The organism is Embleya sp. L77, assembly GCF_055557415.1.
The window spans coordinates 1,724,805-1,749,945 of sequence record NZ_CM145709.1; the positions used below are offsets into that span (position 1 = coordinate 1,724,805).

Here is a 25,141-nt window from a genome sequence, read left to right on the forward strand (position 1 = left end):
AGCTCAGCCCTCCTCGGGTTCCGCTTCCGCCGGCACGTCGACCCGCGGGCCGACCCCGAGCTTCTCCTTGATCTTCTTCTCGATCTCGTCGGAGAGGTCGGGGTTGTCCTTGAGGAACTTCCGCGCGTTCTCCTTGCCCTGACCGAGCTGGTCGCCCTCGTACGTGTACCAGGCGCCGGACTTGCGCACGAAGCCGTGCTCGACGCCCATGTCGATCAGGCCGCCCTCGCGGCTGATCCCGATGCCGTAGAGGATGTCGAACTCGGCCTGCTTGAACGGCGAGGCCAGCTTGTTCTTGACCACCTTGACCCGGGTGCGGTTGCCGACCGCCTCGGTGCCGTCCTTGAGCGTCTCGATCCGCCGGATGTCCAGGCGCACGGAGGCGTAGAACTTCAGTGCCCGACCACCGGTCGTGGTCTCCGGCGAGCCGAACATCACGCCGATCTTCTCGCGCAGCTGGTTGATGAACAGCGCGGTGGTGTTCGTCTGGTTGAGCGCACCGGTGATCTTGCGGAGCGCCTGGCTCATCAGTCGGGCCTGGAGGCCGACGTGCGAGTCGCCCATCTCGCCCTCGATCTCCGCACGCGGCACGAGCGCCGCCACCGAGTCGATGACGATGATGTCGACCGCGCCGGAGCGGGTCAGCATGTCGACGATCTCCAGCGCCTGCTCGCCGGTGTCCGGCTGCGAGACCAGCAGGGCGTCGGTGTCGACGCCGAGCTTCTTCGCGTAGTCGGGGTCGAGCGCGTGCTCGGCGTCGACGATCGCCGCGATGCCGCCGGCCCGCTGCACACTCGCGATCGCATGCAGCGCGAGGCTCGTCTTGCCGGAGCCTTCCGGGCCGTAGACCTCCACGACGCGCCCGCGCGGGAGGCCACCGATGCCCAGTGCCACGTCGAGCGCGATCGCGCCGGTGGGAATGACCTCGATCGGTGCACGCGCCTCGTCGCCGAGACGCATCACCGAACCCTTCCCGAACTGTCGTTCAATTTGGGCGAGGGCGTTCTCCAACGCCTTCTCGCGATCCTGTCCTGCCATGCCTGCCGCCTTGCCGGTCTGTGGTGTTCGCTTCACACCTTGAACGCTAACCCGTCGCACCGACACGGAGGCACGACCGGCGCACGCCTGTGGACAACGTCGGGTGGAAGCGTAGCCCGAACCTTTGTTCGAATTCGATGACGACACGCCACCGATCGGCGGCATCCACCCATACGGGTGACGCCCGGCGGGCGGTGAAAGCGGACTCAGGCGCGCGCGGCGAGCTCACGCGAACGGCGGACACGGTGCCGGCGCAGGTAGTAGAAAGCGAGGTTGCCGTCCAGCGCGGCGAGCAACACGAACGGGACACCGAGCCAGCTTCCGCCGACGAAGGCCACCACGGCGGCGGCGAGCGCCAGGACGCACACGATCACGGCGAGAACGACGATGCGGGGCATGGCGGGGGGCTCCAGACGAGTGCGAACGGGGGACGGCCGCAGGCGATGCGGGCGCGGCGCGGCTCCATTGTCGCCCCCGCCGACCCGGCCCCCGGCACCGGCCGCCGCCGGTCCGGGACGCCGATTCCGTCCGCGAATCCCGAGGGGGAAGTTGAATCCACAACAAGCGCGCGATACATTGTTAAACGTTCAACAACCTGCTTCGCCTCGTCTTGCCATCCACGGAGGACCCCATGTCCCGCATCCTCGCCATCTCCGGCTCGCTGCGCGCCGAGTCGTTCAACACCGCGCTCCTGAACGCCCTCCAGCCGTTCGCGCCCGAGGGCATGCAGATCGAGGTCTACAAGGGTCTGGACGAGCTCCCGCACTTCAACCAGGACCTGGAGGCCAACCCGCCGGCGTCCGTGGTGCGCCTGCGCGAGGCGATCGCCGAGGCGGACGGCCTGATCATCGCCACCCCCGAGTACAACCGCAGCCTGCCGGGCGTGCTCAAGAACGCACTCGACTGGGCCTCGCGCCCGTACGCCCAGGGCGTGCTGGCCGGCAAGTCGATCGTCGCGGTCTCCGCCTCGCCGGGCGTCCAGGGCGGCATCCGCGCGCTGATCCAGCTCAAGACCCTGCTCCGGGACCTGAACAACTTCGTCGTCTCCGGCCCGGAGATCTCCGTCCCCGAGGTGCACACCCGGCTCGGCGTCGAGGCCGACGTGCAGCACGTGCTCACCGACCCGGCCACCGCCGGCATGGTCACCCACGTACTGGCCGGCCTGCAGGACGCGATCGACAACAACGCCGGCGAACTGGTCGCCCGCCCGCTGGGCACCTGGGCCGCGTCGCTGGCCTGACACCGGGGCGATCCCCGCACACGGCAGGACGGCACGAGGCCCGGCGCATCATCGGATGCGCCGGGCCTCGTGCCGTCCGGGTACTCGTGTGCGGCGTGGCCCGCACCCGAGCGGGCTCACACGTCGGTGATGCGCAGTCCGGCGTGCGCCTTGTACCGGCGGTTGGTCGAGATCAGGTTGGCGGTGAGCCCCTCGACCTGACGCGCGTTGCGCAGCCGACCGGCGTACACCCCGCGCATCCCGGGGATCCGCGACGCGAGCGCCTGCACGGCGTCGGTGGCATCGCGCTTGTCGCCGAGCACCATGATGTCGGTGTCCAGGGATTCCACGTTCGGGTCGAGCAGCAGCACCGCGGAGACGTGGTGGAAGGCGGCGGTGACGGCCGAGTCGGTGAGCACGGCGGCGGCCTGCTGCGCGGCACTGCCCTCCTCGACGTCGAGCACGAACGCGCCCTGCTTGTCGAAGCCCATCGGGTTCACGCAGTCGACGACGATCTTGCCCGCCAACTCGCTCTTGAGGGCGACGAGCAGGTCGCGGTGCCCCTCCCAGGGCACGGCGACGATCACGATGTCGCTCTCCGCCGCGCAGGTGGCGTTGTCCGCGCCGCGGACACCGGCACCGAGCTCCGCCGCGGCGGAGCCGGCCCGCTCGGCGCTGCGCGAGCCGATGATCACTTTCTGGCCGGCGACGGCCAGGCGGTACGCGAGACCGCGGCCCTGCTCGCCGGTGCCGCCGAGGACGCCCACGACCAGGTGGTCGATGTTCGGCAGGTCACGCGGGTCGCGCTTGGGGGACGAGGGGGTTGTCATGGCGTGATCCTGCCGGCCGGAACCGCAGAGGACACGGGGTCGGCGCCCGGATGCAGTCGAGGTCACAGTGGTTTTCGGCTGAGCGGGTCGATTCACTCCGAAATAGCACTTATATATGACAACCGGGACAAACCGTGTTTCCGTGGAGGAGAAAACTTTCTCTTCGCTCTCCAAGGAGACGCAAGTGCCGGCCAAATTCATTGTGACCAAGGGACGCTCCGGCAAGTTCGGCTTCGTCCTGGCAGCTTCCAACGGTTCGACGATCATCAAGTCGTCGCCTTATGAGACCAAGCGCGAGGCGCTTACCGCGCTGCGCTACATCCAGCGCAACGGCGACACCGAGACGGTCGACGACCGCACGGTCGACGCCGCCATGCCGCGGACCCAGGCCCCGAAGTCCGGTGCCACGCAACGGCGGACCCCGACCGCCCGGACCGTCGCACGGCGCGGCGGCGCGACCCGCAAGAGCAGCACGGTGCGCAAGAGTTCGTCCGCGAAGTCGACCACCGCAAAGGCGTCGCCCCGAAAGGCGCAATCGCGAAAGGTCGCCTCCAGGCCTTCGGCCACCCGAATGGCGGTATCCCGGCCGGCCGTCTCGCGCACCCGAAGGGCGGCGGCCAAGCCGACCGTCTCGCGCACCCGAAAGGCCGTATCCAGGACGGCCGGTTCGCGAAAGCGAATCCCGGCCGGCTCGCGCGCCTGACCCTCGCCCGCCCCTCCCTCGATCGGTTTCCGAACCGGCGCGCGTAACCACTGCTCCGAATGGAGTCGTAGCGTGCCGGAAAGGTAAGTCGGTCGAGCAGCCCCGGGACCCCGGTCCCGGGGCGGAGGAGGTGGGCGCGTGGATGCCGGCACGACCCTGGCGGGCTGGTCGCAGGGAATCGCGCAGAGTCAGGGGTGGACCCAGTTCTCCGAACTGATGTTGTCCTTCATGCTCTCCAGCGTGATCGGCGTCGAGCGCGAGGTCCGGCAGAAGAGCGCGGGACTGCGCACGCACGCGCTGGTCGGCGTCGGCACCACGCTGTTCATGGAGATCTCCAAGTACGGCTTCGCCGACGTGCTGCCCGCCGGCCACGTCGGCTGGGACCCGTCCCGGATCGCCGCGCAGGTGGTCTCCGGCATCGGCTTCATCGGCGGCGGCCTGATCTTCGTCCGCCGCGACACCGTGCGCGGCCTGACCACCGCCGCCGTCGTCTGGTTGACCTGTGCGATCGGCATGGCCTGCGGCGCGGGCCTGCCCTATCTCGCGATCGGCGTCACCACGCTGCACTTCGTGGTCGTGTACGGCTATCCGCCGATCATCCGCAGGATCGGCGGGATCCGGGCCCGAGCGGCCGAGGTCCGGATCACCTATCTGCCCGGACACGGCGTGCTCTCCGCGGTCCTGGTCGCCTGTACCGGCGCCGGGTTCACCGTGGTGGACGTGTCCGTGCACAATCGCGACGAGCGCGCGGAGGACCCCGGCGAAACCCCGCCCGGCGAGCCCCGGGCCGCGGCGGTGGTCCTGCTCGTGGAGGGCCCGGCCGACCCCACCGATCTGGTCTCCGGCCTGTCCGAGTTGCCCGGCGTGCTCACCGTGGGCGGCGGCCGGGTCCCCGAACCCGCCGAGTGACCCGACCGCCGCATGCCGCGCTCGTCGCGTGCCACCTCGCCGAGCGCGGCGACCGCCCACGAATCGGTAGCGCCGTTTGCTCAGCGGCGCCCGGGGTCGTTCCAGTTGGGGTCGTTCTCCCAAGCCTGGTTGCGGGTCTTCGCGGTCTCCAGCGCGTTCGCCGCCTCCCGGCGGGTCGCATACGGACCGAGCCGGTCGCGCGCCGGGCAGTCCGGACCCTCTTCGACCGTGCCGTGCCTGATGCAGTAGTACCACTCGCCGGCGCGCCCCTCGGGCTTGCGCCACAGTCTGAACTTCACGGCCCGTCCTCCACCCACTCGATCCCTGTCCGGCACGACGCGTCGCATCCGTCGTATCGATCGCCGCCCCGGTCGCGGCGCCGGCTACACTCGCTGGTTATGGCGATTCTCGTACCCGGTAAGGCGACCCCCATCCGCTCCGTTCCCGCCGACATCCCGCGGCCGGAGTATGTCGGGAAGCCCGCGCCGACCCCGTACACCGGGCCCGAGGTGCAGGACGCCGAGACGATCGAGCGGATGCGTGTCGCCGGTCGGATCGCGGCGGGCGCGATGGAGGCCGCCGCCGCGCACATCGCACCCGGAGTGACCACCGACGAGTTGGACCGGGTCGCCCACGAGTACGTGCTCGACCACCACGCCTACCCGTCCTGCCTGGGCTACCGGGGCTTCCCGAAGACCATCTGCACCTCGATCAACGAGGTGATCTGCCACGGCATCCCGGACACCACGCGCCTGAACGACGGCGACATCGTCAACATCGACGTGACCGTGTTCATCGGCGGCGTGCACGGCGACACCGACGCGACCTACCTGGTCGGCGACGTGGACGAGGAGTCGAGGCTGCTCGTCGAGCGCACCCGCGAGGCGCTGAACCGGGGCATCAAGGCGGTCAAGCCGGGTCGGCAGATCAACGTGATCGGCCGGGTCATCGAGTCCTACGCGAAGCGCTTCGGCTACGGCGTGGTCCGCGACTTCACCGGCCACGGCATCAACAGCTCGTTCCACTCCGGCCTGATCATCCCGCACTACGACGACGAGCGGGCGACCACCGTGATGGAGCCCGGGATGACCTTCACCATCGAGCCGATGCTCACCCTGGGCACCTACGACTACGACATGTGGGACGACGGCTGGACCGTGGTCACCAAGGACCGCAGGCGCACCGCGCAGTTCGAACACACCCTGGTCGTCACCGACACCGGGGCCGAGGTGCTGACCGTCGTGTAGTCCGTATCGGCGTCGTGCGGTCCGTATCGGGCGGGCGCGGTGCCGCACGGGGTGCGGGCAGTAAGGTTTCGCGAGATCTCCTCCTGCCCGCTCCCCCGGAAGAGTTGCCGAGTACCGATGCGCATATCCCGCGCGGTGGCCGCGACCGCCGCCCTGCTCGTGACGGCGCTCGCCGCGACCGGCTGTGTCGCCGTCCACGGCTCCACGACGCCCGTCGAGGCCCTGGACCGGCGCGAGGCCGGCAAAGTGCTGCACGACTACGAGGTGCAGAACAACCAGGCCTATGCCAACCGCGATCTGCCGCTCAACGCCCGGGTCGAGACCGGCTCGCTCGGCGCGCTGGACCAGGCCGGTCTGAAGATCCTGAGCTTCACCGACCCGCGCGGGAATCTGGGCAAGGCCCCGATCGCGCACGAGCGGCCCGAGTTCTTGATCCCCAAGGTGATCGGCTGGCCCAAGTGGTTCGCCGTGCACAACACACCGAACTTCAACAACGCCAAGCCGCAGTTGCTGGTCTTCGTCAAGGCGAACCCGGACGCGGTGTGGCAGGCCGCGTGGGGCCCCACCCTGCAGAGCCCGCTGCCCGAGTTGGCCGAGGACGCGGACGGCTACCTCGAACCGGTCGCCCCGACCGCCCCCGGACTGGCCGCTGCGCCCGGCGAACTGGCGCCCATACTCACCGAGTTCCTCAAGGACGGCAAAACGCGCGCGGAGTTGTTCGGGCCCGACCCCTACACCGCGCAGTTGCGCAGGCAGCGGGACGAGCCGATCGGCGAGGGCTTCGTGCGGCAGACGGTGGACAGCGCGGCGAACCAGTTCCCGCCGCTCGCGGTGCGGACCAAGGACGGTGGCGCGCTGGTGCTCTTCGCGCTCCAGCACAGCGTCAAGCTCACCGTGCAGCCGCCGCGCCGGCTCGGCGACGTGGACCCCTCGACGCTGACCTTCCTGGCCGGCAAGCCGACCAGGTCGGTGACCGAGCACCGGCTCTCCGAGTACGTCGCGGTGGTGCCGAAGGCCGGCGGCAAGGTGCAACTCGTCGGGTGGATGTACGGCTTGGTCGGCGCGGACGGCGAATGACCCTTGGACGCGGCCGGGCCGGCTCCGCTACATCCAGCGCCCGTCGCCGGCCGTCGCCCCCACCGTGTCGCACGCGTCGGTGAGCACGTCCAGCACCCGCAGCGGGTCGGGCAGCGGCAGTTCCGGACCCCGGATCCAGCGCACCGGCTGCCCCGAGGGGTGTTGCGAGGACGGCACCAGCACGTAGCTGCCCCGGCAGTGCCAGCGCAGGCCCGGATGGGCGTCCAGCGTCTCGGGGTGGCAGTCCAACTCGCAGGGCCACCACTCGTCCTCGTCGGCGGGAGTGCCGCGGGTCGCGGTGAAGAACAATGTGCGCTCGGGGCCGCAGGAGGCCACCGGGCCGATCTCGATGCCCTGCTCGGCGAAGACCGCCAAGGCGATCTCGCCCGCCTGCGCCGGCACGTCCAACACGTCGTGGCCGGCGCCGGTCGCGGTGACGAAGTTGGCCTCCGGATACAACTCCAGCCAGCGCGCCACCTGAACCGGGTCGGTGGACGCCTGGGTCTGCCACGCGAACGAGACGGGGTGCATGCCCGGTGACGGACAACCCACCCGGTCACAGGAACAGCCGAAACCCACCGGGTGTGCCGCCGGACAGACGGGCCAGCCGCGCTCGACCAGGTCCATGAGCAGTCCGGCCCGCCGGTCGCGCACGGCGTCCGGATCCTCACGCGGTCGACGGCGCAGCCATCCGGCCATTCTGCCCATTCGCTCCATGGAACCCCTTCTTCCGCGTGCGTTTCGTACGCGCCCCACACGGCGCCTCTGCGTATACAACGCGGAAGACCGGCCCGGGCAATCCCCATCATCGCGGGTCGCTCGAGTCGATGTGCCGACAGGGTTCGCAGGTGATCGCAATGACACCTGTCCGGCACGGTGGACCCGCGAGAAATGTACATCGCGGATCGCTTCGGTTCGGTGCGCCGCCCGCAACGACGAGCGCCCCGTTCCCGATGATCGGGGACGGGGCGCTCGTCGTCGCGGGCGGTCCGCGGGTCGGCCCTACCTGACCTTGCCGTTCTGGTCCGGGCAGAACGCGGCGATCGCGCCGCCCACGACCATGCCCTTCTCCTGCACCGCGCTCACCATGGTGACCTTCATCGCGGCCTCCAGCAGGGTCTTCCCCGACTTGAGGTCCGAGCAGGCCTGCTTGCCCTGGGACACCAGTTCGGCGTCCGGCTTCGACTTCGTCGCCGGGATGAGCATGTGCACCGTGGAGAGGAAGTTGTCCTCACCCAGACCGGTACCGCCACCGCCCGGCCCGGGCGCCGAGGTCGAATCCTCGTCGGGGTCCGGCTCGGGTGTGGAGCTGCGCTTGGCCGACGTGGTCGACGGCGTGGGCGACCCGGACTTCGCGCCGGTGGACGCGCTCGCCGACGAAGTCGAGGCGGCGGAGCCCTTCTTGTCGTCGTCGCCGGACATGCCGATCGCGCCGACCACGCCGACGATCGCGAGCACCGCGACCACCGCGACGGCGATCCACAGGCCCTTGCGATTGCGCCCGGGCGGCGGCGGGTAGCCGGCACCCTGCGGGTAACCGCCCGGGTACTGCGGTTGCCCGTACGGGCCCGGCTGGCCCTGCGGGTATTGCGGCTGCTGGTACTGCCCCGGGTATTGGCCCTGGCCGGGGTACTGCTGCTGACCGGGGTACGGCTGCTGCCCGTACGGCTGGTTCGGGTCCTGGCCGGGCGGCGGCGGGTAACTCACTCATCCCCCATGGATGTCGGATCGTCGACTCCGCCGGACGCGACGCACGAATCATCCAAAGTAGGACGAAATGCTTTGTTTTTTTCCTGCGGAGGAAGCGTCAGGATCATGAAACCCCCTTGTTTTGTCAAGGCGGGACTTCGTTCGATCGCAATTGCTCGGACGTCGGCCGCATTCAGATCGCGGCGACCACGATGTCCAGCGCCCAGGGTGTGCCGCCCTGCTTGGGCTCGGCCGTCTCCACCGTCCAGCCCAGTTCGCGCAGCACGTCGGCCAGTTCGGCCGGATTGCGCGGTTCGGCGCCGGAGACCAGCAGGTCGCGGGTCACCCGGCCCTTGGTCGCCTTGTTGAAGTGGCTCACCACCGAGCGCTTGGCCACCCCGTCCACGATCCGCTCGTGCAACACCCGCACGGTGGCGGTTCGCTCGGCGACCGCGCCGGTCGGCTTCCAGGCCGCGCCGTACGCCGCCGATCGCAGGTCCAGGACCGTTTCCTCGCCCGCGAGCCTGGGCAACACCGGTGCCATCGCCGCGCGCCACTGGCCGGCGAGCGCGCCGATGCCGGGCAACCGCACACCCATCGAGCAACGGTACGGCGGCACCCGGTCGGTCGGCCGCAACGCTCCCCAGAGCCCGGAGAAGACCAGGATCGACCCGGCCGCGCGCGCCGCCGCCGCGCCGGTGAGCGAGGGCAGGTCCAGGGCGTCGTAGAGCACGCCGGTATACAGCGCGGCCACCGGCAGCGCGGGCGCCTCGCGCAGGTCGAGATTGCGCAGCACCTCGCCGCGCAGTTTCGGGCCGAGACCGAGCACTTCCAGAGCCTTGACCTCGTCGCCCTCGCACAGGGTGATCAACGAATCGAGCACCTGCCGCCGCACGGAGTTCAGTTCCGGCATCGAAAGGCCCGCGAGGTCGAGCGCGGGGCCCGTCCCCGCAGCGGCCTTGCCCTCGGAGGGCGGCAACAACACGAGCACGGGCGGGACTCCAAGCGACGCGGGGGGTGGACGAGGCCGATCGAAGGGGACGATCGAGGGGGCCGATCAAGTTTATGGGGACGAGCCGGGCCGAACACGACGCCGCGGCTCCGGGCGCGCGGGCGAAAAGCCGTGAAAGTCCTTCGCACCGCGGCGGATCTTTCCTAAGCTCGATCCGTGCCTCGTCGCCATCTCCACATCAGGTCCGCCGACGGCGACCGCCTGCGCGCCGGCTTCACCCGCCTGCGCGCGGACCTCGCACTGCCGGGCCCGTTCTCCCGGGAGGTGCTGGCCGAGGCGGACGCAGCCGCCCGGCGCGGGCCCACGCTGACCCGCCGGGATCTGACCGAGCTGCCGTTCCTGACCATCGATCCGGCCGAGTCGCTGGACCTGGACCAGGCGATGCACCTGGTCCGCACCGACACCGGCTACCGGGTGCACTACGCGATCGCGGACGTGGCGGCCTGGGTGACCCCCGGCGGTGCGCTGGACGCGGAGGCCATGCGCCGGGTGGAGACCCTCTACCTGCCGGACGAGCGCATCCCGCTGCATCCGCCGACGTTGTCCGAGGCGGCCGCCAGTCTGCTCCCGGGGCAGGACCGGCCCGCGCTGGTGTGGGTGCTCGACCTGGATTCGTCCGGCGACCTGATCGGCACCGACGTCTTTCGCGCGCTGGTGCGCAGCCGGGTCCGATTCGACTATCCGCAGGTCCAGCACGCGATCGAGGCGGGCACCGCCGAGGAGCCGTTGGCGCTGCTCGCCGAGATCGGCCGGCTGCGCGAGATGCTCGAAAGCGATCGCGGCGGGGTGAGCCTGCCGATCCCGGAGCAGGAGATCGTCGAGCACGGCGACTCGTGGCGACTGGAATACCGGGCGCCGATCCCGGCCGAGGGCTGGAACGCGCAGATCTCGCTGCTCACCGGCATCGCCGCCGCCGACCTGATGACGTACGCGGGCATCGGCATCCTGCGCACGCTGCCGCCACCGCCGCCGGACGCGCTGGCCCAGGTCCGCCGGGTCGGCCGGGCGCTGGACGTGGCCTGGCCCGAGGGCGGCACGTACGGCGCGGTGATCCGCTCGCTCGATCCGGACAACCCCCGGCATGCGGCGTTCCTCCAGGAGGCCACCGGGTTGCTGCGCGGGGCGGGCTACACCGCGTTCGACGCGGGGGTGCCGGAGCAGGCCGGGCATGCGGCGGTCGCCGACGAGTACGCGCACGTGACCGCTCCGCTGCGGCGCCTGGTCGACCGGTACGCGGGCGAGATCTGCGTGTCCCTGGTCGCGGGCACCGACGTGCCCGAGTGGGTGGGGGCCCGGCTGTACGAATTGCCGAAGGCCATGGAGACCGGCGACCGCCGGGCGCACGAGGTCGAACGCGAGGCGGTGGCCCTGGTCGAGGCGGTCGTGCTCGCCGACCACGTCGGCGACGAGTTCGACGCGGTGGTGGTGGACCTGAACGACCGCGGCGACGGCGGGACCGTGCAACTCGCCGAGCCGGCCGTGCGGGCCCGCTTCGACGGCACGGGCCTGGGTCTGGGCGAGCGGGTCCGGGTCCGGCTGACCGAAGCCGACGACACCCGGCGAAGGGTGCGGTTCGCCCCCGCTAGGATGGCTGGTACGGCGGACGAGTCGGCCGGGCGGCCGCGTCGGGATTCCTCCTCGGAGGGTTCCGCCGAGGAACGTCCGGGCTCCACAGGGCAGGGTGGTCGGTAACACCGACCCGGGGTGACCCGCGGGACAGTGCCACAGAAAACAGACCGCCGGCGTCCTCGGACGACCGGTAAGGGTGAAACGGTGGTGTAAGAGACCACCAGCGCCCGAGGTGACTCGGGCGGCTAGGTAAACCCCACCCGGAGCAAGGTCAAGAGGAGCACCGTCACACGTGCTCTGCGCGAACGTTCGAGGGCGGCCCGCCCGAGTTCGCGGGTAGACCGCTGGAGGCTGTCGGCAACGGCAGTCGTAGATGGATGGCCGCCTCCCCGGGCGCCGCAAGGCTCCCGGGAGACAGAACCCGGCGTAGAGGCCGACTCGTCCGTCGCCTGTGCCTCTGATCGGCAAAAACCCACTCGATCCGGGATCGAGTGGGCCTGTCGGGGAGATCTCGGGGGCGTCGACGCTGCGGATCTCGGTCCGGGCTCGGTGGAAGCAAAACGAAAGCCCCGGCCGGGTCGGCTCGGGGCTTTCGGAAGTTTGGTCCTCCGCGTGGTCCGCCCGGAATCCTACTGGCGGGCACGCTGAAGGCACTGCCGACTATGACACGTCGCGGCGGCGGAGTCAAACCTTTGTTCGACGCGCCGTTTCGGTCACGTTCCGCGCAGGTGCGCGGTCTCGTTGAACACGCGCAGCGACGCGTTGCCGTCCGACCACCACTGGACCGCGCTGATCGCCGCCGCCGACAGCTCCATCCGGAACATCGACTCCGGCGGAGCGCCGAGCGCGATCCGCACGAGCGTCTTGATCGGCGTCACGTGGGTGACCACCAGGACGGTCTTGCCGGGGTGTCGCGCGATGGTCTTGTCCCGGGCCACCTCGACCCGGCGGGCCACCTCGGTGAAGCTCTCGCCGCCGGGCGGTGCCGCGTCCGCGGAGGTCAGCCACGCGTCCAGGGCGTCCGGCGTCTGCTCGCGCGCCTCGGCGAAGGTCAGCCCCTCCCAGGCGCCGAAGTCGGTCTCCCGGAAGCCGGGTTCCTCGCGCACCTCGAGCCCCAGCCGTTGCGCGACCGCCTCCGCGGTCTGCCGGCAGCGGCCCAGCGGCGAGGACACGATCGCCTCGATCGTGCCGCGCTCGGCGAGCGCCTCGGCCGCGCGCGCGGCCTGCCATCGGCCGCGCTCGGACAGGTCCGGGTCGGCGCCGGTGCCGGAGAAGCGCTTCTGCGGGGTGAGTACCGTCTCGCCGTGCCGCAGCAGGACCAGCGTGGTCGGGCGGCCCAGATCCGGGCCCCAGCCGGGGGCGGTCGGGCGGACCTTGGTGGTGACCGGCTCGTCCGGCACCGGCTCCGCGGCCTTGGGGGTCGCGAACGCGGTGGACTCCTGCGGGGTCCAGGCCCGGCCCTTGGCCGCCGCGTCCATCGCCTCGTTGGCCAGCCGGTCGGCGTACTTGTTCTGCTCCCGCGGGATCCAGGTGTAGGTGACCTGCCCGGGCGGATGGATGCCCCGGGCCCTGGTCGCCAGGTCGCGCATGTCGGCGTGCTTGATCTTCCAGCGGCCGGACATCTGCTCGACCACGAGCTTGGAGTCTGCCCGCACCTCGACGGTCGCGGTCGGGTCGATCGCGTGCGCCGCGGTCAGGCCCGCGATCAGACCCCGGTACTCGGCCACGTTGTTGGTGGCCACGCCGATCGCCTCGGCCACCTCGTGCAGCACCTCGCCGGTCTCGGCGTCGCGCACGAGCGCACCGTAGGCCGCCGGGCCCGGGTTGCCCCGGGAGCCGCCGTCGGCCTCGACGACGAGCCTCACAGGCCCGACTCGGCCGTGCGGACGAGGATGCGCCGGCAGTTCTCGCAGCGCACGATCGCGTCCGGCGCGGCGGCGCGGATCGCACCGAGGTCGGTGATCCCCAGCTCCAGCCGGCAGCCCTCGCAACGACGCTGGAACAGCGGCGCCACGGCCACGCCGTGCGACTGCTCGCGGATCTTCTCGTACAGCTTGATCAGATCGGCCGGGATGGCCGCCGCGATCACCGCGCGCTGCTTGGTGATGGCGGCTGCCTCGGTGTCGATCTCCGCCTCGGCGGCGGCCCGCCGGGACTCGGCGGCGTCGCGCGCGCTCTGCGCCTCGTCCCGCTCGGCGACCAGCTTGGCCAGTCGGCCCTGGATGTCCTCGCGGTGCTCCATCACCTCCAGGACGACCTCTTCCAGGTCGCCCTGGCGCTTGGCGAGCGAGGCCACCTCGCGCTGGAGGTTCTCCAGGTCCTTGGGCGAGGTGACGTGGCCCGAGTCCAGGCGCTGCTGGTCGCGTTCGGCGCGCTTGCGGACCTGGTCGACGTCCTGTTCGGCCTTGGTCTGCTCGCGGGCCGCGTCGCTCTCCTCGGTCTCGCCCGCGACCACGAGGTCGCGCAGCCGGGCGAGCCGGGAGCCGAGGCGGTCGATCTCCTCGTTCTCCGGCAGCGTGCGCTTCTTGTGGGCGAGCAGATCGATTCGCGAGTCGAGGGCCTGGAGGTCGAGCAGGCGGAGCTGGTCGGCGGGCGCGGCGTTCAGCGGGGGCTCCTTGGATGCGGCTCGGGTGGGCGGGAGGTTGCCTCCCACCCGCCCACCCGGTGCGTTTGTGGTGGGTGGGTTCGGGTTCTGCGGGCGACTGGCGGGGGTCGGACCTCATGCCCCCGTCGCGGTGCTCAGGGGTGCGGAGTGTGGAACGTCCATGGGTCCGTGACTAGTTCCGACACGTGGGTTTCCACCGTAGTACCGGTTGCGGCGAGCGCACGGGTGAGTTCGTCGGCCGCGTACGCCAGCCACGGCCACTCGGTGGCCCAGTGTGGGGCATCGAGCAGCGCGGGGCCGCCGTGTTCCAGCGCCTCCGAGGCCGGGTGGTGGCGCAGGTCGGCGGTGACGTAGACGTCGGCGCCGCTGCGGCGGACCGCGTCGAACAGGCTGTCGCCCGCGCCGCCGCACACCGCCACGGTACGCACCGGGCGATCCGGGTCGCCGGCCACCCGCAGGCCGGTCGCGGTGCGGGGCAGCGCTCGGGCGGCCCGGGCGGCGAACTCGGCGAGCGTCTCGGGGACGGCCAACTCGCCGATCCGGCCGATTCCCCGACACTCGCTCGGGTCGGCCGGAGCCGGGTCGAGCGGCGCGGTCACGGTCAGCCCGAGGGCGGCGGCGAGCGCGTCCGAGACGCCCGGGGACGCCGAGTCGGCGTTGGTGTGCGCGACGTGCAGGGCGCACCCGCCGGTGATCAGCCTGTGCACGACGCGCCCCTTGAAGCCGGTCGCGGCGACCGAGTGCACCCCGCGCAGGAACAGCGGGTGGTGGGTGACCAGGAGGTCGGCGCCGCGGGCGAGCGCCTCGTCCGCGACCGCTTGCGTCGGATCCACGGCGAACAGCACCGAGCGCACCTCGGCGTCCGGGTCGCCGCAGACCAGCCCGACCACGTCCCAGGATTCGGCCCAACCGGGGTGGTAGATCCGTTCGAGGGCGCTGACGACGTCGGAGAGCTTGGGCACGAAGGGAGGTTACCTCTCCGGGTCGCCGCCCCGGATTCGGGCATCCCGGACGGGAGGTGACACAGTGCACCGGAGTGCCCTCGGATTGTGTGAAGTCGATCCCATCCGAAGCGTTTGTGCGGTAGGCAGGCTCGCACTGTCGTACGACGACGAGGGGGACGACGACGATGGTGCACTGTCTGCTGTGCGGTACGCCGTATCTGGAGACCGACGCGTACTGCCCGGGCGAACAATGCGGCACCGACCTGCACGGGCAGCGCATGGGCGATCCGGAGTGCGCGGTGCAGGCCTGGTGCGAACCTCGTCGGATCACCGCGGCTCCCGGCGAGACGGTGATGGTGGCGCTGACCCTGCGCAACGCGGGCAGTGCGCCGGACCGCTACGACTGCGAACTGCCCCGGGACGTCGGCCGGCGGATCGGCCTGGATCGCCCCGGGCCGCCGGATGTGTACCCGGGCGAGACGCGGGTGTGGACGATCGTCTACACGGTGCCTTTGGACATCGCGGACCAGGTCCCGCCGGGCGGGCTGTTCGGGCTCGGCGAGGTGGGCCGGGACAGCGGGGGCAGCGCCTTCGAGGAGGCGTCCCGGGTGGTGGAGGAGAGCGACGTCCCGGTGCGGGTGGTCTCCGCCCGGGACATGCGGGTGGCCGCCTGCGCGCCCTTCTCGGTCCGGGTGGTGTCCACCGACCGCGACGAGGACTCCCCCGGGGGGCGGGCTGGCGGTGCGCCGGTGAATCCGCACCACGACGACCGCGAGCGCCGCGGCGGCGGGCGGCGGAGCAGGATCGTCGCCGCCGTGCTCGCGACCGTGGCCGCGATCGTGGTGGCGGTGCTGGTCGGCATGGCGATGGCGGGTTCGGACGACACGAAGCCGGCCGCCAAGACCGATCCGACCGGGGCCGCCCCCTCCGCGACCGAAACCCGGTCGGCCGCCGTGCCGACCACCGAGGCACCGGTGACCAGCACGCCGGATCCGTCCGACTCGGCCTCGCCGAGCACGAGTACGAGCGCGCCGGGGAAGTTGACGGTGCCGAACGTGGTCGGAATGACCGAGGCGCAGGGCGTCGCGCTGCTGCGGGAGCGGGGCTTCCGCGGCACCGTCAGGGGCACCGGCGGCACCATCGCCTCCACCGACCCCGCGGCGGGGCGCAAGGTCGACCGGGACAAGGCGGAGATCGTCGTGGTGATGTCGGGGGTCAGGACGAGCCCGCCGATCACCCGGCCGTCGACCCCGACGACTCCCACCGACCCGGCGTCGTCCTCGGCGCCCGCGACGACCACGGTTCCCCCGCTGTCGGGGCTGACCGTCGCCCAGGCCGGCACCGCGTTGAGGAACGCCCGGCTGGACATCGCGCTGCCCTCCGGGGCGTCCCGGAACGACGTGGTCTCCGGCTCGGATCCCGACTCCGGCGACGTGGTGCCGGTCGGGACGACCGTGACGGTGAGTGTGGCGACGCCGACGACCGGGGCGGGGCGCAACTGACGCCTGCCCGGCGACGATGACGGCCGGGCCGAGACGGACACGACGCCTGCGCGGCCGGTGGGGCGTGAGGGCACGCCAGGGCGAGGACAGATTGCGGCCGACGCTTCCGTGACGGTGAGCGGCACAAGGCCCGCCGGGTGCAAACTGATGCTTCGTCAGATCCCCTGGTCGACTCCCCTTCCCATGCAATAGCTTGCCTCAGTCAAGAACAGGCGAGGGGAGAACGCTCATGCTGGACCTCACAGGCGCGTCCGCGATCGTCACCGGCGGAGCCTCCGGGCTCGGCGAGGCCACCGCGCGCCGGCTCGCGGCCGGCGGCACCTCGGTGGTGATCGCGGACAAGAACGAGGAGCGCGGCAAGGCCGTCGCCGCCGAGATCGGCGCCGGCTTCGTCGCCACCGACGTCACGAACGAGGAGCAGGTCCAAGCCGCGGTGGACGCGGCCGTCGCGCTCGCGCCGCTGCGCGCGCTGGTCTCCTGCGCCGGCACCGGGATGGGCGCCCGCACGGTGGCCCGGGACGGCTCGCCGCACCCGCTCGCCTCCTTCGAGTTCATCGTGCGACTCAACCTGATCGGCACCTTCAACGCGATCCGACTGGCCGCCGCCGCGATGGCCTCGGCCCCGCCGCAGGCGGACGGCGAGCGCGGCGCGATCGTGTGCACCGCCTCGGTGGCCGCCTTCGACGGACAGATCGGCCAGGCCGCCTACGGTGCGTCCAAGGCCGGCGTGGCCGGCATGACGCTGCCCGTGGCGCGCGACCTGTCGGCGATCGGCGTACGGGTCAACACCATCGCACCCGGCACGATGGACACCGCGCTGTTCGCCGCCGCGCCGCAGGCGGTCAAGGACACCCTCGGACAGCAGGTGCTCTTCCCCAAGCGCATGGGCGTGCCGGACGAGTTCGCCTCGCTCGCGTACGAACTGCTCACCAACAGTTACCTCAACGCCGAGGTGATCCGGCTCGACGGCGGGATTCGCTTTCAGCCGAAGTAGTGGGAATCGTCGTGAATCAGGACGATCGGAACGTCGATCGGCGCCGGTGGTCGGCGCGCCCGCCCCAATGATGTTGGGATGGGGGCGTGAGCGATCCGACCTCCGCGCGGCAGCGCCCCCTGCCCTTCCATCTTCCCGGCCTCGCGCCGCCGATCCGCCGCGACTGTGCGATCGGCGGCGTGGTCCTCGTGGGCGCGCTCGTCCTGCTCGTCACCAACTCCTACCTGATCTGGGGAGCGTGGGACCCGAACCGGTGGCTGCGCCTGCTGCCGCTCCTGCCGCTGACCCTCGCCGAGTGCCATCGCAGCACGTCGCCGCGCTTCGCGGTGTTCCTGGGCTTGGTTTGCGAAAGCGTGGACATCGCGCTCGGGCCCTCCATCGGTGGCCTGATCATGTGGTCCGACGTGCTCTACGCGGCGTGCCTGTACGGCACTTCGCGGCTGGCGTTCCGCCTGCTGTACGGCAACGTGCTGGTGTTGGTCCTGGGCGCGAGCACGGTCTGGGCGGTGACCGGCGAGTTCCGCCTGTTCGTCCTGTCGATCTTCTACATCGGACTGGTGGGCATCTCCCCCGTACTCACCGGCTTCTCGGTGCGCGAGCACCGCGAGAAGGCCGAGGTGGAACGGTTGCGCGCGACCCAGACCGCGCGGTTGGCCGAACTCGACCACCAGGCCGCGGTGGTCGCCGAACGGGCCCGGATGGCGCGCGAATTGCACGACGTGATCGCCAACCACCTGAGCGCGGTGGCGGTCCAGTCCACCGCCGCGCTGTCGGTGAAGAGTCTGGACGAGGCCCGGCTGCGCGAGACGTTGGAGGTGATCCGGGAGAGCAGCCTCCAAGGGCTCACCGAGATGCGCCGGATGATCGGCCTGCTGCGCTCGGAGAACACGCCCGAGGAACCCGTGTCGGTTCCCCGCCTGGCGGAGACCGATCGCCTCGTCGAGCACGTGCGCCGGGCCGGACTGATCGTCGACATCGAGGTCACCGGCGTGGTACGGGAGTTGCCCACACCCGTCGACCTGGCCGCCTACCGGGTGGTCCAGGAGACCTTGACCAACGCGCTCAAGCACGCCACACCACAGGAGTTGCGGATGGTGTTCGCCTATCGCACCGATGGTGTGGTGATCACCGGCGTCAACGGGATCGACCCCGAGCACGTCACCCGGCTGCCGGGCGCGCGTGCGGGGCTGGTGGGCATGTCGGAGCGCGTATCGCTGCTGGGCGGCGTGTTCGAGGCGGGCCCACGCGAGGGCCGGTGGCATGTACGAGCCGAACTCCCGTGTGGCGACGATGTGGTGCGCGGTGTCGGAAACAATGCCTCGACGGGGCCGAAGGGTGGGACCGGGTGAGCGACGTCGACACGTTGCGGGTGCTGGTTGCCGAGGATCAGGCGGCGGTCCGGGCGGGGTTGGTGCTGATCCTGGACGCGGCCCCGGGCATCGAGGTGGTGGGCGAGGCCGCCGACGGCGAGGCCGCGGTGGCGCTGGCCCGGTCGTTGCGCCCGGACGTGGTGCTGATGGACGTGCGGATGCCGCGACTGGACGGGATCAGCGCCACGCGCGAGCTGACCGCGGAGGGCCTGGACGTCCTGGTACTGACCACGTTCGACCTGGACGAGTACGTGTTCGGCGCGCTGCGCGCGGGCGCGGCCGGCTTCCTGCTCAAGACGGTGGACGCCGAACGCCTGGTCGAGGCCGTCCGGTTGGTCGCGCGCGGCGACGGCTTCGTCGCGCCGGAGGTCACCCGCCGGTTGATCCACGCGTTCGCGAGCCCGCCCCGGTCGGCCCCCGCGGACGGTCCCGAAGTGGGCGCGGAGGCGCTCGCGTCGCTCACCCCGCGCGAGGGCGACGTGCTCGCGTGCCTGGGCCGGGGCATGTCGAACCAACGCATCGCCGAGCACCTGGACATGGCCGAGGCGACGGCGAAGACCCATGTGAGCCGGATCCTCACCAAACTGGGTCTGCGCAGCCGGGTCCAGGCCGCGATCCTGGCCCAGCAGCGCGGAATCGGCGAGTAGCCCGATCAGCCCATCCCCAGCCGCATGGTTGTCCCCATGCACGCTCGTTGACCTGCACCGATATCGACGGTTCGGAAATATGCAGATCAACTGACCAACCAACCCTCAATACAGGTCACTTCACTCGAAGGGGTGAAGGCTGCCGCAACTCGTTGAGGTGGCCCGAAAGCGCTGCGTACGGTCATGCCGTCCCGCCGGGGGGAGCGATCCGAGGCGGGGCGGCCACGTCGGCGACCGGGTCGGGTCGCTCGACACCCGTTTCCGGGCACCGGTCGACGAGCGCGACGCGCACCGTCGACCGGGGCGCGCGGGCACATTCGAGGGGGAAGTCCAGGGATGGCTACGACGACGCGTGGACACCGTGCGGAGCGCACCGGCGGCCACGGCGCGCCGGGGACGAACCTGGTCGACCGCGTCCGTGCCGCACTCGCCCGGGCTGCGGTGGACCGCGCTCCGCTGGACCGCGGTGCGTCGGACCGCGGTGCGTCGGACCGCGGTGCGGTCGGTGTCCGGGAACAGGGGCACGACGGGCGGGTCGTGCGGCGGGCCGACGTTGCCGGCGCGGCGGGTATGCCCGCTGCGTCCGTCGCTTCCGGCGTGGCCGGCGCCTCCGGTACGTCGAGTGTGGACGGTGCCTCTGGCGCGGGCGGTGCGGAGGGCGAGTGGGATGTGCGCTCGGACGACTTCTGGTGCACCGTACGACCGCCCGGCCACGCGGCCCGGGCGCAGGGTTGGAAGATCCACGTCAGCGCGCGGACCGGGGATGCCCCGCACGTGCTGGGTCGGGTCTGCGACGTGTTGTTGCCGCGCCGTGTGGCGTTCAAGTTCGCCGGCGACCTGGAGCGGCTGCGGATGCTCAACTCCCGTGAGGCGGACCGGGCCTCGGCGGGCAAGTTCATCACGGTCTATCCCGACGACGACGAGCAGTTCATGGAGTTGGTGGACGCGCTCGACGAGGTGACGCGCGAGCTCACCGGACCGGGCATCCTCTCCGACCGACCGTGCCGACCGGGCAGCGTCGTGCACTACCGCTACGGCGGCTTCGGCCGGCGCGCGGTGCTCGGCAACGACGGCGGCTACCGCGCGGTGCTCACCGACCCCGACGGGGTGGCGGTGGACGACGCCCGGGAGGCCTGGTTCACCCCGCCGGCGTGGGCGCCCGATCCGCTGATGGAGCGGGCCCGTTCGGCACCCACCGCCAAGCCCGCGGCGGCGTCGACACCGGGCGTGCTGATCGCGGGTCGCTTCGCGGTCACCTCGGCGCTGCGGCACTCGGCCAAGGGCGGCGTGTTCCTGGGCCGCGACACCACCGACGACACCGCCGTGGTGGTCAAGCAGGCCCGCGCGCACATCGAGGTGGACCGCTCCGGGCGGGACGCGTGCGCCGCCCTGCGGCACGAGGCGGTGGTGATGCGGCGCCTCGCGCACACCGGCCTGACCCCTCGGCACGTCGCGCTGGTCGAGGAGGCCGAGACGATCTTCCTGGCCCAGGAGCGGGTGCCGGGCGAGCCGCTGCGCACCTGGGTCGGCCGGCATGCGCAGGACCCGGACGTGCCCTGGTCCCTGGCCCGACCCGTCGTCCTGGAACTGATCCGGGCGGTCGAGACCGTGCACGCCGAGCATCTGGTGATTCGCGACCTGTCGCCGACGAACGTGCTGGTCGCGGCGGACCACTCGGTGCGCCTGGTGGACCTGGAACTGGCCGCCGAGATCGGCTCCCGGGCCGGCGCGGCGGGCACGCCCGGATATCGCGCACCGGAGCAGCGCCCGAGCGCGGACGGCGGACACCGGGTGCACCCCGCCGCCGACCTGTACAGCCTGGGCGGCCTGCTCTTCCTGCTGGCCACCGGCGCCGACCCGGCCCTGCCCGAGGACGTCGGCGCGAGCCGCGGCACCGTGGAACGCCTGGGCGCGTGGCTGGACCTGGCTGCTCGGCACGGAGGGACCGCGCGTCGCCTCGCGCCCGCGATCCGCGGCCTGTGGCACGAGGATCCGACGGAGCGTTGGTCGCTGGAGCGGGTGCGGGCGTGCGTCGCGGAGGCGGCCGACGACGAGTGTGGCGCTGCGAAGGCGGACTCGGGCTCGGGCTCGGGTGACGCGGGTGGGCGTGATGCGGACTGTGGCGGGGGTGGCAGGGGCAACACGGTCGCGGGCGGGGGTCGGGACACGGCGGGGGGCCTCGGGCCGGGTGCGGGGGCGGTCCTGGAGTCGGGTGCGATCTCGAGCTCCGGTGTAGCCGCGGACTGGGGCTCGGGTGCCGGCTCGGGTGCGGATGTCCGCCTCGGCGTGGTCGCGCGGCAGGACGAGCCGGACGGGCCGCGGCCGCACCCGGACACCGAGGGCGACAAGGTGCCGCCGCATCCGCTGCCGCCCGAGGACGACGCGCTGCTCCTGGACGGGCTCGCGCACCTGGTCGCGACGATGACGCCGGGGCGGGTGGATCGGCTGTGGCCGATGACGGCCGGCGCGGCGGCGATGGATCCGTGCAGCGTGCAGTACGGCGCGGCCGGGGTGCTGGGGGTGCTGGCCCGGGCCGCGCACACCACGACGCTCGAACCGCGGCTGCGCTACGCGCTGCATCGCGCGGTCGAGGACGGCGCGGTCTGGCTGCGCGATCGGGCGGCGGCCGAAGCGGTGGTCCTGCCCGGCCTGCACTTCGGCCGGTCCGGGACCGCGTGGGCGCTGTACGACGCGGCGGCGCTGCTCGGGGACGCGGATCTGGCCGCCTCGGCGATCGAGACGGCGCTTCGGGTACCGGTCGTGTGGCCCAATCCGGACGTCTGCCACGGCGCTGCCGGGGCCGGTCTGCTCCAGGCGCGAATGTGGCGGGCCACCGGTGACGAGCGGTTTCGCCAACGCACGCTCGCCTGCGCCGACGCGCTGCTCGGTGCGGCCCGGCAGGCGGGCGATCTGACCCTGTGGCCGGTCCCGAAGGACTTCGATTCGCGTCTGGCCGGCGCGGCGCACCTCGGCTTCGCGCACGGCGTCGCCGGCGTCGGCGCGTTCCTGTTGGACGCGGCGCTGGCCACCGGTCGCGAAGGTTTCCTCGACGGCGCGCGGGCCGCGGCGCGCACGTTGACCCGGACCGTGCGCACCGACGGCGACACGGCGTGGTGGCCGCAGGGCCCCGGCGATCCGGCGGGCGTACGGCTGGCCCACTGGTGCAGCGGTTCGGCCGGCGTCGGCACGTTCCTGATCCGGATGTGGCAGGCGGACGGCGATCCGCAGCACCTCGCCTTGGCCGAGCGCGCGGGCGCGGCGGTGCACCGCGCCCGCTGGCACTCGGGCACCACCGCGTGTCATGGCCTGGCGGGCAACGGGGAGTTCCTGCTCGATCTGGCCGAGGCGCTGGACGACTCGATCCATCGCGCGCACGCCGTGGACCTCGCCGAGCAACTGCGCGCCCGGACCGCGCTGATCGACGGCCTGCGGGTGCCCGCCGACGAGAGCGCGATCGGCGTCTCGGCGTCGTACGGCACCGGCACGGCGGGTGTCCTCGGCTTCCTGCTGCGGCTCGGCCACGGCGGCGCTCGGCTCTGGTTGGACGGTGAGGACGCGTGAGCACGATGGTGACGACTCGGCCGCTGCGGCGGATCAGTTGGTCGTTCGCGGCCGACGGCGGGCATGCCGCGTGCCTGGCCACTCCCGGCGACGGCACGTGGCGGGTGGAGTCCTGGTCGTTGCGGCCGGGCCGGGCCGGTGGCGCGCTGCCGGTGGGTACCGGGGCGCCCGAGCGGCTGCACAGCCAGTTGCTCGCGCTGCCGGACGGCCGGGTGCTGGTCTGCCGACACCAGCCGGGGCGGCACGAGCTGGCCCTGTTGGAGGCCGACGACGCGGGCAGCGAACGGCACTTGGCCACGGTCCGGTTGCCGGGCCTGCGGTTGTTGCCCTATCCCGGCACGGACGCGCTCGCACTCGCACTCGGGGCGGACACGAACCCCTCGACCACGGTGTGGCTGGTCCGCGAGGACGGCCGGTTGGATCCCGCGGCGGAGCTGTCGGCGCTGTACAGCGGCGGGGTCTGGCTGGACCCGGACGGGCGGCGGCTCGCCCTGGACGAGGTGCGGGGCGGTCGGATCAAGACCGTCGCACTCGACTTCGACACCGCCACGGTGCGGCCCTTCCTGGAGTTGACCGAGGAGAGCAACGACCGGTTGTTGCTCGCCGATCCGGTCGGCGGTCTGCTGGTGATCGCCAGCGACGCGCCGGGCACCGATCGGCTCGGTTGGATCCGACTGCCCGCCGATCGTGGGCAGTTGCCGGGCCGGGTGCGCTTTCCCGAACTGGTACATCCGGCCGACGCGCAGGTGCGGCCGATCGCGATCGCGCCGGACGGCCGCCGGGTGGCACTCCAGCTGGACCGCGGGGCGATCTCCCGGTTGGCGGTGTGGACCCCCGAGGACGGCGCGCTGGCGGAGGTGGCCACCCCGGACGGTTGTCTGGGCGCGGTCGGCCGATGGACCGAACAGGGCTTGCGGATCCCGTACTCCGCGCCGGACCGGCCCAGTTGCCTGGCCCGAATCGATCCGGAGCAGCCCGGGTCGTGGCGCCAGGACGGCGAGCCGGGCCCGTTCATCGGGTTCGACGACGCGGCCCGCCCGGTGTGGCAGCCGGCCCACCTGGAGTTGCTGGTCGGCGGCGCCGGCCCGATCGAGTCGATCGTGTACGGCGGCCCCGACTGGCGCAGTGCGCACCATGTCCTGCTCGCCCTGCACGGGGGTCCGGCGGCGGCCTGGCGGTTCGAATTCGACCCGCTCCTGCAACAGCTCGCGGCGGCGGGCATCGCGGTGGTGGCGCCCAATCAACGCGGCAGCACGGGCTACGGCGCGCGCTTCGCCCGCGAGTTGCACGGCGCGTGGGGCGGCCCGGATCTCGCCGACGTGACCGCGATCGGGCGCACCATGGCCACCGAGCGGGCCGCGTTCGGGCTCGCCCCGCCGGCCCTGTTCGGGGTCAGCTACGGCGCCTACCTGGCCCTGCTGGCCGCTTCGTTCGGGCCGAACGTGTGGTCGAGGTGTCTGGCGGTGGCGCCGTTCCTGTCCGGGCCGAGACTGATCGCCGAGGCCTCGTTGCCGATCCGCGCGCTGATGACCCGACTCGGTGGCGACACCGAGTACGCCGACGAGCAGGGCCCGCGCGACGTGGTCGCGGTGTGCGAACGCATCGCCGTACCCCTGCTGTTCGTGCACGGCGACCGGGACGACACCATCCCGGTCGGCCAGTCCCGGACCCTGCGCCACACCCTCCTCGGGCGCGGCCGGGTCGAGGGCACCGATTTTCGCTACCTGGAGCTTCCCGGTCTGGGCCACCAGGTCCTGACCGGGGATGGGGCACCCGATCTCCACGCACGCCTGACCGGTTTCCTGCAAACCGGCCGGGTGTGACGACAGGGGGGAACCGCCCCGCAACACCCGTCCCGGGCAACCGCTCGCGACGGCAGCACCGTCCCGAAGGAGATCCACCATGGAGCACATCGAGACCGACCTCGCGGCCCTGCAGCAGCTCCCCGAGACCGAGTCGGTCGAGCTGGGCGGGCACGGCGGCAACGGGTGCCAGTTCACCTGCCTGCTGGTCACCTGCCTGATCTTCACGATCAGCTAGTTCCGGCACCGCGCGTCCGGCCGATCGGCCGGTGGGCGCGCGACGGACGGGTGTCCGCCCCGGTGGGCCGCTGTTCGTCACGGTGGGCCGTTGTTCGCCGCGGTGCACGGGTGGTCGACCCGGTAAGCACGAACCCGGGACCGGGAGTTCCTGCCGGAATCAGGAGCTCCCGGTCGCGGGCCGAT

Annotated in this window: 22 protein-coding genes, 1 other RNA gene and 1 pseudogene; 14 read left to right on the forward strand and 10 right to left on the reverse strand. The window is 72.0% G+C overall.

The window, feature by feature from the left end:
- Nucleotides 1-3 precede the first annotated feature (3 nt).
- Both recA and ACZOOI_RS06965 read right to left on the reverse strand, forming a co-directional pair.
- Entirely contained in the window at nucleotides 4-1,038 is a 1,035-nt protein-coding gene (gene recA / locus ACZOOI_RS06960) for a recombinase RecA (protein ID WP_396011428.1), read from the reverse strand.
- Between the two features lie 206 nt (nucleotides 1,039-1,244).
- Nucleotides 1,245-1,436 (reverse strand): hypothetical protein, encoded by a 192-nt coding sequence (locus tag ACZOOI_RS06965; protein WP_465279928.1) that lies wholly within the window; start codon nucleotides 1,434-1,436, stop codon nucleotides 1,245-1,247.
- Nucleotides 1,437-1,669: 233 nt separating this feature from the next.
- Here ACZOOI_RS06965 and ACZOOI_RS06970 point away from each other — a divergent pair, with 233 nt between their 5' ends.
- Nucleotides 1,670-2,278, forward strand: a complete 609-nt coding sequence (locus ACZOOI_RS06970) for an NADPH-dependent FMN reductase (RefSeq protein WP_465279929.1) — start codon at nucleotides 1,670-1,672, stop codon at nucleotides 2,276-2,278.
- Between the two features lie 116 nt (nucleotides 2,279-2,394).
- Here ACZOOI_RS06970 and npdG read toward each other — a convergent pair whose 3' ends face one another.
- Entirely contained in the window at nucleotides 2,395-3,087 is a 693-nt protein-coding gene (gene npdG / locus ACZOOI_RS06975; protein ID WP_391581597.1) for an NADPH-dependent F420 reductase, read from the reverse strand.
- Between the two features lie 115 nt (nucleotides 3,088-3,202).
- Here npdG and ACZOOI_RS06980 point away from each other — a divergent pair, with 115 nt between their 5' ends.
- Together ACZOOI_RS06980 and ACZOOI_RS06985 are read left to right on the forward strand one after the other, a co-directional pair.
- Nucleotides 3,203-3,790 (forward strand): YegP family protein, encoded by a 588-nt coding sequence (locus ACZOOI_RS06980; RefSeq protein WP_465279930.1) that lies wholly within the window; start codon nucleotides 3,203-3,205, stop codon nucleotides 3,788-3,790.
- Nucleotides 3,791-4,006: 216 nt separating this feature from the next.
- Nucleotides 4,007-4,699: an MgtC/SapB family protein gene (locus ACZOOI_RS06985; RefSeq protein WP_465281131.1), complete on the forward strand. Its 693-nt coding sequence runs from the start codon at nucleotides 4,007-4,009 to the stop codon at nucleotides 4,697-4,699.
- Between the two features lie 80 nt (nucleotides 4,700-4,779).
- Here ACZOOI_RS06985 and ACZOOI_RS06990 read toward each other — a convergent pair whose 3' ends face one another.
- Nucleotides 4,780-5,016, reverse strand: a complete 237-nt coding sequence (locus ACZOOI_RS06990; RefSeq protein ID WP_465281132.1) for a hypothetical protein — start codon at nucleotides 5,014-5,016, stop codon at nucleotides 4,780-4,782.
- A gap of 81 nt (nucleotides 5,017-5,097) precedes the next feature.
- On the opposite strand from ACZOOI_RS06990, the gene map reads away from it, so the two are divergent.
- Together map and ACZOOI_RS07000 are read left to right on the forward strand one after the other, a co-directional pair.
- Entirely contained in the window at nucleotides 5,098-5,946 is an 849-nt protein-coding gene (map, locus tag ACZOOI_RS06995) for a type I methionyl aminopeptidase (RefSeq protein WP_465279931.1), read from the forward strand.
- Between the two features lie 117 nt (nucleotides 5,947-6,063).
- Complete coding sequence (locus tag ACZOOI_RS07000; RefSeq protein WP_465279932.1) at nucleotides 6,064-7,023, forward strand: SCO2278 family lipoprotein; 960 nt, start codon at nucleotides 6,064-6,066, stop codon at nucleotides 7,021-7,023.
- A gap of 27 nt (nucleotides 7,024-7,050) precedes the next feature.
- Here ACZOOI_RS07000 and ACZOOI_RS07005 read toward each other — a convergent pair whose 3' ends face one another.
- The 3 genes from ACZOOI_RS07005 to yaaA all read right to left on the reverse strand — a co-directional run bounded on the left by ACZOOI_RS07005 (nucleotide 7,051) and on the right by yaaA (nucleotide 9,703).
- The gene (locus ACZOOI_RS07005) at nucleotides 7,051-7,740 is read right to left on the reverse strand and encodes a bifunctional DNA primase/polymerase (protein ID WP_391581592.1); all 690 of its coding nucleotides are present in this window, start codon (nucleotides 7,738-7,740) and stop codon (nucleotides 7,051-7,053) included.
- 285 nt (nucleotides 7,741-8,025) lie between these two features.
- Complete coding sequence (locus ACZOOI_RS07010) at nucleotides 8,026-8,730, reverse strand: DUF732 domain-containing protein (protein ID WP_465279933.1); 705 nt, start codon at nucleotides 8,728-8,730, stop codon at nucleotides 8,026-8,028.
- Between the two features lie 175 nt (nucleotides 8,731-8,905).
- Entirely contained in the window at nucleotides 8,906-9,703 is a 798-nt protein-coding gene (gene yaaA, locus ACZOOI_RS07015; RefSeq protein ID WP_391581590.1) for a peroxide stress protein YaaA, read from the reverse strand.
- A gap of 285 nt (nucleotides 9,704-9,988) precedes the next feature.
- Between yaaA and ACZOOI_RS07020 the strand changes: the two are divergent.
- Together ACZOOI_RS07020 and rnpB are read left to right on the forward strand one after the other, a co-directional pair.
- Nucleotides 9,989-11,248: pseudogene (locus ACZOOI_RS07020) on the forward strand (RNB domain-containing ribonuclease); the annotation flags it as partial.
- Nucleotides 11,249-11,328: 80 nt separating this feature from the next.
- An RNA gene (rnpB, locus tag ACZOOI_RS07025) (RNase P RNA component class A) lies at nucleotides 11,329-11,738 on the forward strand.
- 268 nt (nucleotides 11,739-12,006) lie between these two features.
- Here rnpB and ACZOOI_RS07030 read toward each other — a convergent pair.
- The 3 genes from ACZOOI_RS07030 to ACZOOI_RS07040 form a co-directional block, all read right to left on the reverse strand.
- Complete coding sequence (locus ACZOOI_RS07030; RefSeq protein WP_465279934.1) at nucleotides 12,007-13,158, reverse strand: bifunctional RNase H/acid phosphatase; 1,152 nt, start codon at nucleotides 13,156-13,158, stop codon at nucleotides 12,007-12,009.
- Nucleotides 13,155-13,898, reverse strand: a complete 744-nt coding sequence (locus ACZOOI_RS07035; protein WP_465281133.1) for a zinc ribbon domain-containing protein — start codon at nucleotides 13,896-13,898, stop codon at nucleotides 13,155-13,157. The genes ACZOOI_RS07030 and ACZOOI_RS07035 overlap by 4 nt, the downstream gene beginning before the upstream one ends.
- A gap of 134 nt (nucleotides 13,899-14,032) precedes the next feature.
- Complete coding sequence (locus ACZOOI_RS07040; protein WP_465279935.1) at nucleotides 14,033-14,860, reverse strand: Nif3-like dinuclear metal center hexameric protein; 828 nt, start codon at nucleotides 14,858-14,860, stop codon at nucleotides 14,033-14,035.
- A gap of 167 nt (nucleotides 14,861-15,027) precedes the next feature.
- On the opposite strand from ACZOOI_RS07040, the gene ACZOOI_RS07045 reads away from it, so the two are divergent.
- The 7 genes from ACZOOI_RS07045 (at nucleotide 15,028) to ACZOOI_RS07075 (ending at nucleotide 24,956) form a co-directional block, all read left to right on the forward strand.
- Nucleotides 15,028-16,344: a PASTA domain-containing protein gene (locus ACZOOI_RS07045; RefSeq protein ID WP_465279936.1), complete on the forward strand. Its 1,317-nt coding sequence runs from the start codon at nucleotides 15,028-15,030 to the stop codon at nucleotides 16,342-16,344.
- 232 nt (nucleotides 16,345-16,576) lie between these two features.
- Nucleotides 16,577-17,338: an SDR family NAD(P)-dependent oxidoreductase gene (locus ACZOOI_RS07050; RefSeq protein ID WP_465281134.1), complete on the forward strand. Its 762-nt coding sequence runs from the start codon at nucleotides 16,577-16,579 to the stop codon at nucleotides 17,336-17,338.
- Nucleotides 17,339-17,424: 86 nt separating this feature from the next.
- The gene (locus tag ACZOOI_RS07055; protein WP_465279937.1) at nucleotides 17,425-18,687 is read left to right on the forward strand and encodes a sensor histidine kinase; all 1,263 of its coding nucleotides are present in this window, start codon (nucleotides 17,425-17,427) and stop codon (nucleotides 18,685-18,687) included.
- Nucleotides 18,684-19,355 (forward strand): response regulator, encoded by a 672-nt coding sequence (locus ACZOOI_RS07060; protein ID WP_465279938.1) that lies wholly within the window; start codon nucleotides 18,684-18,686, stop codon nucleotides 19,353-19,355. Before ACZOOI_RS07055 ends, ACZOOI_RS07060 begins: the two co-directional genes overlap by 4 nt.
- A gap of 336 nt (nucleotides 19,356-19,691) precedes the next feature.
- Nucleotides 19,692-22,916 carry a class III lanthionine synthetase LanKC N-terminal domain-containing protein gene (locus tag ACZOOI_RS07065; RefSeq protein ID WP_465279939.1) on the forward strand — a complete coding sequence of 1,075 codons (3,225 nt, stop codon included), beginning with the start codon at nucleotides 19,692-19,694 and terminating at the stop codon, nucleotides 22,914-22,916.
- Nucleotides 22,917-22,921: 5 nt separating this feature from the next.
- A complete protein-coding gene (locus ACZOOI_RS07070; RefSeq protein WP_465281135.1) occupies nucleotides 22,922-24,739 on the forward strand; it encodes an alpha/beta hydrolase family protein in 1,818 nt (605 codons plus the stop codon).
- Nucleotides 24,740-24,818: 79 nt separating this feature from the next.
- Nucleotides 24,819-24,956 (forward strand): VenA family class IV lanthipeptide, encoded by a 138-nt coding sequence (locus tag ACZOOI_RS07075; RefSeq protein WP_020549100.1) that lies wholly within the window; start codon nucleotides 24,819-24,821, stop codon nucleotides 24,954-24,956.
- The last annotated feature ends 185 nt before the right edge of the window (nucleotides 24,957-25,141 follow it).